The sequence below is a fragment of the Chloroflexus sp. genome, from assembly GCF_034434295.1.
Taxonomy (GTDB): Bacteria; Chloroflexota; Chloroflexia; order Chloroflexales; family Chloroflexaceae; genus Chloroflexus.
Genome location: NZ_DAOTZQ010000076.1, coordinates 24,440 through 34,181, shown reverse-complemented (window position 1 = coordinate 34,181; position 9,742 = coordinate 24,440). Strand labels below are relative to the sequence as shown.

The window sequence follows — 9,742 nt, the reverse complement described above, 5'->3', positions numbered from 1 at the left end:
GAACTAATGAACTGTGTTTAGGGGACTATTGCAATCCGCAAGCGTTCACGTGTCCGAGCTGTAGGTATGGTATTACTCCCAGTTGTAGCTCTCAATTGGTTTGGCTACACCACATTTTGAACATGAGCCAAGTACGGACCTACCTGGCTCAGCTACTCTACACCCAGATCTTAACTGTCTGACTCCTGATAGGTAGTTGAAAAATTGAATGATTCAAGTTAGCGCACAACCGATACTATGTCAAGCTGTAATTAATAATTAATAGGAGTTACGCAGTTCCTTCTTGATGATGTATGCGTGAGGCGATCAACCGTGTCCTCGCTTGGTGCGCTCGGAGCTACGTCTGCTGGGTTCCTGACTGATAATGGAGACGTGAACCGATGAACCCACCGACGTATGACGACCTGGACTATCTCCACTTTTGGGTTGCAGCGCAACCCGTGTTCAGCACCACAGCAGCAGTGCGCTGCCATCAGGGTGCTACCGCGGGTGGTCCAGCGCATGATGTTTCCACTGCGTAACTCCTGTTCATAAGAGCTGTTCTGTCTTGCTACCCGACCACAGCACAGGCGCGTGAACGCTCGCCAAGCGCCAACGACAACATATCCTGCTCCCAGTCTGCCGGTATGGAGTCGAGGAGGGCTGATGACCATCGCCAGTGCCATCACGCGTTGGACTGGATGCCTTATCCGCTTGTCTTGCACGTATCGCAGCATTTGGAGTGCGGCAGCCATGCTGCCGCGCTAGCCGTGCTCACGATCTGGCGCGTGGCACGCCGTGAACCCGACCGGTCACAAGGAGGCTGGGTGTGCTCGTCACGATCATGGAATTCGGTCGGTAATGAAAGAGATGCCTTCTCGTAGATGTTTTTTGAAGTAGGTTCTGACAGTGATTACTCGCTCGCTTCCGTCATCCTCACGCCAAGCCTTGAAGTGCGCTATCGTAGTGTGGCCGTGTCGGCATACCCTGGGAGTGCATACCTCTGGCTCACTAATCAGGGAGTGCTAGGCACACGAGCCTCTCCCTCATCAGGGAACGCCGGAAGCGCGAGCATCCGGTGCGCTCATCACCTGACACCGTCTTCCCTGCTGATCGCAATCTCAGGCACCCCGGAACCAGCGCACGACAGCAGGTGTCATCCGGCACCGGTGGTCCCTGCCCTGGCGGGGCGGGTGAGGATGAGAGCGTGTTGCAAATCCCTGCTGATACAGTACCGACATACCACGCTTGCCATTCATCACCACCAGCCCGTTTACACGGGTGCCCCTATGAAGATGACACTGTTCGATGTCTCATAAGCCGGCTCACACACTCTTCCACTCGTGAAGAAACCCACAGAGAACCTGGGGATTATTTACCAAAACTTTACACAAAACTTAACCTGGGCTGAAAAAGGGTTGCTACAATCATCACACCGCGATATGAGATGCATATCTGGCATGTTGGATGCCCGCCATTGTCTTGCCCTGGTTGCTAACCATGTATGTTGCCGGTCTCACCACGTTCGTGAGGAGCACTGGCAGGCATAGCAACAGTCAATGTGCATCGACCGAACGTGTAGGCAGTGTAGCGCGTTGAAGGAGGTCCTATGTCGGATCTATCGAAGCTCCCAGTTGCGGAGCGCAATCGGTTGTACTGGTCAGAAAACCTGCGTCTGATCAGCATTCTGCTTGTGATCTGGTTCGCAGTGTCGTATGTACCGGTGCTCTTCGTCGAAGCTCTGAACAACATTGTGATTGCCGGCTTCCCTCTCGGCTACTACATGGGTAGTCAGGGTTCGTTGGTCGTGTTTGTCATCGAAATCTTCTACTACGCTTATGCAATGAACAAGTTGGACGCAAAGTACGGATTGAGTGATCGCGACCGCTAAGCTGTTACCAATGTCTTTAGTTGTAGAGGAGAAGAGCGCATGTCCACTTCAGCTCAGAGCGTCTTCCGCAATCGGATGGCGCGCTACTACGGCTACTTTACCATCGGCTTCATTTGTGTCAGCCTCCTGATGCTGTTGCTTGAAGTCTTTGCCGGCCTACCGACGCAACTTATCGGTTGGACTTTCCTGCTGCTTACCTTCGCTTTGTACGCGACGATTGGTATTCTCTCGCGCACGAAAGTGCTTGATGAGTATTACGTTGCCGGTCGCAATGTTCCGGCAGTGTTCAACGGCATGGCAACCGGTGCGGACTGGATGAGCGCAGCATCGTTCATCTCAATGGCCGGTACGCTCTGGTTGATTGGCTACGATGGCCTGGCCTACATTATGGGCTGGACCGGTGGCTATGTGCTGCTGGCACTGCTCTTCGCGCCGTACCTGCGCAAGTTCGGTCAGTACACCATTCCCGACTTTGTCGGTGCTCGTTTCGGTGGTAACACCGCACGTGTGGTGGCTGCAATCTGTGCCATCATCGTCTCGCTGACTTACGTGACTGCTCAGGTCGTGGGTGTCGGTATCATCATGCAGCGCTTTGTTGGCGTTGATTACATGATCGGTGTTATTCTCGGTCTTTCGGGTGTGCTGGTTTGTTCCTTCCTGGGCGGCATGAAGGCAGTGACCTGGACGCAAGTAGCCCAGTATATCATTCTGATTACCGCCTACATGATCCCGGTGACGGCGTTGTCAATCCAGCTTACCAGCTTCCCACTTCCCCAGTTGAGCTATGGCCAGGCGCTTCAGCGCATTCAAGAGCTTGAAGTGGCACAGGGCCTGTCGAAGGCGTCTGAGTCGCCGGTTGTGCCAGGTAAGTTTGTCACTAGCGGATATATTCCACCGTTTAACGAAGGTCTGAGCAACGCTGCCGCAGTTAGTGCGGTGAATCAGCTCAATACACAGTTTGGTCTGAACGTTACCCCACCTGCTGCGCAGTCAATTCCCGATGCCAAGAAGCCGGAATTGGGCGACTGGCGTGGAACGCCGTGGAACTTCCTGGCCCTGATGGCATGTCTGATGTTGGGTACTGCCGGTCTGCCCCACATCCTGATTCGCTTCTACACCGTGCCCAGCGTGCGTGAGAGCCGTATGAGTGTCGGTTGGTCTCTCTTCTTCATCTTCCTGCTCTACTTCACTGCACCAGCCTATGCCGCATTCTCGCGCTGGCAGATTCTTGAGAATGTGGTGGGTAAGGAGATTAGCCAGTTGCCGGAGTGGACATCAACCTGGGCAAAGAATGGTTTAATCGCGATCCGCGACCTGAAGGTGCTGGATGGAGTAGAAGTTGGTAAGGAACCAACCTGGGTGAAGAACCTGATCAACGCCGGTTCGGTTGTGGTCGAGGATGCTAACGGGAACGGCAAGATCGATCTCGCTGCCTGGGAAGATGCCGGTGATGGTAAAGGCCGTGCTGGTGAGATCTCCGGCACAGCGGTAACCAAGGTGCGTGTTGATGGTATTTTGCAGCTCAATGAGCTGGGCCGCACGATTGCCGATGGTATCGATGGCGACCTCGTTGTACTCTCGACTCCTGACATCGCCGGTCTGCCCTTCACTATCGGTGCCCTCATCGCCGCCGGTGGTCTGGCTGCTGCTCTGAGCACCGCCGACGGTCTGCTGGTCGTGATTGCCTCAGCAATTGCCCACGATATCTACTTCCGCACGATCAATCCGAAAGCCAGCCTCAATACTCGTATCGTGCTGGGTAAGTCAATGATTGTCGTGGCCGCTGTCATTGCCGCACTGCTCGCTATCCCACGCCTGGCTCTGATCGCACAGATGGTGGCCTGGGCCTTCTCGATGGCTGCATCCACCTTCTTCCCGGTCGTCTTGCTGGGCATCTTCTGGAAGCGAGCAAATGGGGCTGGCGCGATTGCCGGTATGATCGGCGGTTTGGCTGTTACCATCTTCTACATGGCGAACAACTATCTCAATCCGGCCTTTAATGTGCTCGGTATCTCGCACCTCGGTTCCGGTATCTTCGGTCTGCCGGTGGCGATTATCTTGATCGTGGTCGTGAGCCTGCTCACAAAAGAACCCTCGAAGGAGATTCAGGATCTGGTTGAGAACTTGCGTAATCCGATCACTGATGACGAGGGGATGAACAAGATGCTCGATAAGATGGCGCCGGCGAAGTAATCGGTCATTCTTGCCTGGGAAGGCGCGGGGTGGATGCCCTGCGCCTTTTTTATTGGTTGCCGTGGAAGGCCGATAGGGGTTCGAGGGCGGACAGAAAATATGAGTTAACATGGCGTCTACCTCATCAGGACGCCAAATACCGATTTCTAAAACTTATTTCATAAAAGCCGTGCTGTCTGCTTCCAGATAGTCACACAGGCGCATGAACGCTTGCTAATTGCCAATGACAGCATATCATGCCGGTATGAAGAGAGCAGTGCTGGTGATCATCATGTTAAGTTATCACCACTGAATGGATTGCCTTACCCGTTCGTCGTGCACGTGTTCAGCGTTTGGCGTGCAGCAGCCATGCTGCCGCAGCAGCCCTGCTCACGAGCCGGCGCGTGGCTTGCCGTTGATCCAGCCGGTCACGGGGTGCGGTGTTTGCTCGTTAAAATCGTAGAGTCGGTCAGTCAAATGTTTTTGAAATAGGTTCTTGTATTCTCGTGTAGAGGGCACATCTGCGCCAGATAGGTGTCATAACCTGGGGTGCTCTCTATACTGTCAGCAGGTAACGGAGCCTGACTGTCAGGAACAGCAGATGTTGCATGCAACACCGTATGGCGTAAACGCATCAACAATGTGCGAAGCAGCCAGTTCTCATAGACGCACTTCGTCACACCTCACGGCAGCAACTCCGATTCTACCCATCCTCTGTGTCCTCGGTGTCTCTGTAGTGATAAAGGTAGCAACTTGGGTTGTCATATCAAATCTGGTAGCAGAGAGAGCCTGACACGCTATCCAATCATCACCCTGGTGTTACACCTGAACGGTGCACTTTTGTGAATAAACGGTAGGGACACGACGTGCTGTACCCCTACCTCGTCACCGCAGTTCTACACCCCCGATGAACCACCTGTTGCTCGCTAATGCCACATCTGGATGCACGTCAATACAGACAGATATGACACCTGAACGATGCACATCGTTGCGCAAACGTTGACATCACCATCATGGGCGTGCTGCGGATTCTGCTCTTGTGAAATTCAAAGGCTGTTCCCCATACCAGCCTTGTCTTTGTGCCGGTAGGCTACCTCTCATTCCTGCGACATCCATGATCGTGTGGTATTCCTCTGCCCTCCAAATTGCACCTGATCGTGCTATACTGCCAGTGTATGGAACAACGATCTGGTCATCTCACAATCATACAGTGCTGGTGTATTTGCCTGATACTGGCTGGCTTGCTGATCGCTTGTAGTCCACCAACACCCGTTCCCCCTTCCCCAACAGCAGCAGCAACGCCAGCATTGATCGTGCCGTCACCGACGGTAAAGCCGTCGCCAATTGTTGTGCAGGTACCTGCTCAACAACCAACAGTGATAGTGGCTCCGTCGCCAACTGCGCTACCGACCAGTGTGCCACAGCCTACGGCAACCGTCCCGACGCCGGTATTTCCTGTTCCAACCCCTGATCCGGTGTTAATGCAGCGTCAACCACCACTGGGTACCTTCTTCTTCTACTGGTACAACTGCCCGCAACAAGAATGCGACGCCAGTCAACTACTCGCTGTACCACCGGGATGGCTAACACCGCTACCTGCTGATCCCGATCCCCGTGATGGTTTTAGTTACTCGTCCTATAACTATGACTGGTACGAGAACGAACTGCGCACGATGGCGTCTATCGGTATCTCGATGGTCTTTCCGGTGAGTTGGGGCGATCACCCCCATCCATGGTTTCGGAATGATCGGCTCAATCTGCTTGTGCAGGCCAATGGCGTATTGGAACACTCGCTCACCATCGGAATGTTTCTCGATACTACTGCCCAACAGGGGATGTATCAAGAGTTCCTGGGAAATGGTTATCGTGTTGGTCCCGATGCTCCACGATTACCGCTCAGCGATCCACGGAGTGGCTACTTTTTCTACAACCTGCATATTCGCGATTTCTTCTCTCGTATCCCTCGTGAAATGTGGGCGACTATCGATGGCCGACCGATTATCATTACCTACACCGCGCTCTGCTGTGATAATCTGGAATTGAGCGGGACTCTCTGGCAGGCGGTGAAGGATGCCTTTCGGGCCGATTTTGGTGTTGAGCCATGGCTCATTCTGGAGGAGACGTGGCTCAATCCGCAGGCGCTGGCGCCACCGGAAGGCTTGCCGGATAGTGCCCAGGTCGCTGATGGGGTGTACCGTTGGGGAACAGCCCTCCTTGGTCCGCACACTGCTGAATTGCGTGGCTTCAAGGTAAGTAGTGTCGGTCCTGGTTTTGATAATTCCCGTATTCCCTGGGTGCGCGAACCACGGGTCCAGCCGCGCGATGAGCCTCCCGGTGGTGGTTCGCCGGCACCTGGTGCATTCCTGCGCACCAGTCTGGCTGCTATCCCGCCCGATACCGATCTGGTATTGATCGAGACCTGGAACGAATGGCCTGAAAACAGCGCCGTTGCTCCCGCTGCTTACACCGACCGCGATGGTCGTCCACTACCACCCGATTTCTACCTCCAGATCATTCGTCAATGGCGTGAGCAGTTTGTGCCGCAGCCCTGATGCTATCGGAGAGGAAAGCGGAAAGAGCAGGATGCTGAAAGGGTGGCAGGGCGATGCCTTCCTCCTCCACAGCCTCTTCCGTGTCGTATGGTTCGGAGGGCAAAAGCATCGCTTCCACATCTACGGTACTCGGCGCCGGTCGTGTGTCGCACCGGTTATATCAAATCTGGTGTCATAGAGATCATCACAACCTATCCAACGTCACCCTGTCACCACCTCTAAGCACGGAAGCGTAGAACAAGCGTTGCCGCGATACATGCCGTGGGATCACGTTTCGGAAAGAATCCTGTTACCAGCCAGGATGAGCCGTGTCGCGATGTTTAGAGTGCGGCAGCCATGCTGCCGCGCTGGCCGTACTCACGCACAGGCGCAGGTCGCAGCGGTTGTCCTGCAAGTCACGGGGATACCATACGTACAGAGCACGTCCATCAGCCTTGACCGTCCGTGAAGAGCAAACTGCGCGTGAGTGGTGACGCGGAGATGATTAGTCTGCCCCACCGCCTCTTTCCGTTCTTGTCTTGTGACAGTGCTACAGGTGATGGAGGATCGCGAACGGGAATCCCAACCCTTGAGCGAGACATCCTCCATCGCTGGATTGCTGAACAGCGATGATTCCATCAGCAGTGATGCACTGTATCAATGAGGATGTGGTATTACTTCCACTACCAGCCAGGCATCGTAACCCTTCAAAAGTGCACAAAATGAATACATTATGAACAAATATTCTTATAACCTGGCAGCAGTGGCGGCCTGGATGGGGGAAATCTGTCCACATTGATCCACGTTAACGCCAGCCTGGCATTCGCAACCCCGGTTGAGAACCTCACGGCAGCAGACATCACTCTCTCTACCACCAGCAAGCACCCAGGCACAGGCTGCGCACGCTATCGGCTGATTGTAATCTCGTGTGGCCCATCAATACGCCGTCTGACAGTAAAAACCCATCATCAATAATGGCTCTTGCATGGATAGGTCGCTGCCACCGCAGGTGGGAAATCCACATCCCTTTACAGGCAACTTTTCCCTCTCTCACCTGACATAACACTGGTACAATACTTACAGGAACAGGTTTTTGCATCACATGCCTGGAAAGATTCTGGTATGGGTTGGACGTTTCTTACCAATCACGCTCAGGTGCTCCTCTGTATCGCACGTAATCCGCGGGTAACCGCGCAAGAGATTGCCCGCACCATCGGCATTACCGAACGGGCTGTTCAGCGTATTCTGCACGATTTACACGAGGCCGGCTATATTTCACACGTGCGTGAAGGGCGGCACAATCACTACACTATCTACGGCGATCAGCCACTACGTCACCCGGCTGTGCAGAACATTACTGTTCGTGAATTGCTGGCAGCGCTGACCAATGGTGCCACTGTGATGGCAAAGTAAGCCGGTGCAGGGGCGCATTGTTCGCCCCTGCCCGCCTTATCGCGCCGTTCCCCCTTGTTCCCGATGCGCAGATTTCATGCGAAGATGATTTGCCCTTAAATAAAGGCACATTCTCTCTTGCGCATCTTCACTACAATACGTCCTGATTGTATGGTATGATGAAATAGCGCCGTGTGCCTGCTCGTCTGACGCAGCCGCGGCGCGTTCGTTCTCTATTTCGCCCTGTTTATGTCTGATGCCGCAACCATACTGGAGCACAGGACGAAATGAATTGAGGTGATACCTATGAAAGCAGCCCAGTTGTTAGCCGATTATACCAATCATCCGGCATTTCGTGAGTTGTGTCGGGCTGCGAAACAGATGCTGCGTGAAGGGCTTGATCCGGCTACCGTGCGCCGGCAGATCGCTGCGCAGTATGGTGAGCCGCCGGTGGAGTTGCGCTTGTGCGCTCAGCCGCAGCCACTCAAGATTATCGGTGCCCATTTGATCGAGCCGGGTGCAATTGAACAGATGCAGACGGCGCTGCGGTTACCACCTGCTATTCGCGGAGCACTCATGCCCGATGCCCATCAGGGCTATGCGCTGCCGGTCGGTGGTGTGATCGCCTATGACCGGGCGGTGGCGCCGTATCAGGTGGGCGTGGATATTGGCTGCCGGATGCATCTTTCGATCTTTGCTGATATGACCCCCGAAGAGGCGCATCGTGACCGTCACCATCTGCTCGACACAATCACGAAAGTCACGGTGTTTGGGATCGGTTCGCCGAAGAAGCCGGTTGCCGATCATCCCATTCTCGCCGATCCGCGCTGGCGGGCAACAAAGCTGCTCCGTGAACTGCACGATCTGGCGAAATTTCAGATCGGTACGTCTGGTGGCGGGAACCATTTTGCCGAGATTGTCGTCGGTGAGTGGCTTGATACGCACCGCACGTTTGTTGGTTTGCTCACCCATAGCGGGAGTCGTGGTGTCGGTGCGAAGATCGCGAACTACTATGCAACCCTGGCCGACCGGGAAACGGCGGCGATTGCCAGCGGCATTCCGAAGACGTATGGCTGGCTGGGGACGGATACCGAAGCCGGGCAGGAGTATCTGCTGGCCATGCGTCTGGCAGGCGATTTTGCCCGTGCCAATCATGAGGTCATCCATGCCCGCTTTGCAAAGGCGGCAGGTGTTGCCGTGGAGCGGGTGATTGAGCATCACCACAATTTTGCCTGGGAGCAGCCCGACGGAACCGTTATTCACCGCAAAGGCGCCACTCCGGCTGAGGCCGGTACCTACGGGCTGATCCCCGGTTCGATGGCAACCGCCAGTTACATTGTCGAAGGGTTAGGCGAACCAACCTCACTGGCCAGTGCGTCGCACGGTGCCGGTCGGCGCTTCAGTCGTTCCGAAGCTCGCCGCACGATTACCCTGGCAATGGCGGCGGCAGTGGTGCGCGAGGCCGGAGTGTTGGTCCGCGGTCTGGCCGTCGATGAGTCGCCACTGGCCTACAAGGATATCGAAACGGTGATGGAATTGCAGGTTGCCGCCGGCCTCATCCGTCCCGTGGCCCGGATGCGCCCACTGGTGGTGGTGATGTCTGGCTCGGCAGGCGAGGATTAAAAGCTGATATGCACCATCAGCAACGCATACATCACTCGTTTGGCGTGCGGAAGCTCTGCTTCTGCACGCATCGTGCTTGATGCCGGACGCATGCTATACCGCCCACCCTGCTGGTCACGGGTACAATGTGCATTCATGATCGCCTGGCAGATCA

5 protein-coding genes are annotated in these 9,742 nt (G+C 55.0%); all 5 read left to right on the top strand.

Annotation, left to right across the window (positions count from 1 at the left end; genetic code table 11):
• The first annotated feature begins 1,588 nt into the window (after nucleotides 1-1,588).
• The 5 genes from VAE57_RS11330 (at nucleotide 1,589) to VAE57_RS11310 (ending at nucleotide 9,588) form a co-directional block, all read left to right on the top strand.
• Nucleotides 1,589-1,870, top strand: coding sequence for a DUF4212 domain-containing protein (locus VAE57_RS11330; RefSeq protein WP_012256445.1), 282 nt, complete (start codon nucleotides 1,589-1,591; stop codon nucleotides 1,868-1,870).
• Between the two features lie 39 nt (nucleotides 1,871-1,909).
• Nucleotides 1,910-4,063: a sodium:solute symporter family protein gene (locus tag VAE57_RS11325; RefSeq protein ID WP_322821990.1), complete on the top strand. Its 2,154-nt coding sequence runs from the start codon at nucleotides 1,910-1,912 to the stop codon at nucleotides 4,061-4,063.
• 1,154 nt (nucleotides 4,064-5,217) lie between these two features.
• Complete coding sequence (locus tag VAE57_RS11320) at nucleotides 5,218-6,594, top strand: DUF5010 domain-containing protein (protein WP_322821989.1); 1,377 nt, start codon at nucleotides 5,218-5,220, stop codon at nucleotides 6,592-6,594.
• A 1,101-nt stretch (nucleotides 6,595-7,695) separates the two neighbouring features.
• Nucleotides 7,696-7,986: a helix-turn-helix domain-containing protein gene (locus VAE57_RS11315; RefSeq protein WP_322821988.1), complete on the top strand. Its 291-nt coding sequence runs from the start codon at nucleotides 7,696-7,698 to the stop codon at nucleotides 7,984-7,986.
• A gap of 285 nt (nucleotides 7,987-8,271) precedes the next feature.
• A complete protein-coding gene (locus tag VAE57_RS11310) occupies nucleotides 8,272-9,588 on the top strand; it encodes an RtcB family protein (protein WP_322821987.1) in 1,317 nt (438 codons plus the stop codon).
• The last annotated feature ends 154 nt before the right edge of the window (nucleotides 9,589-9,742 follow it).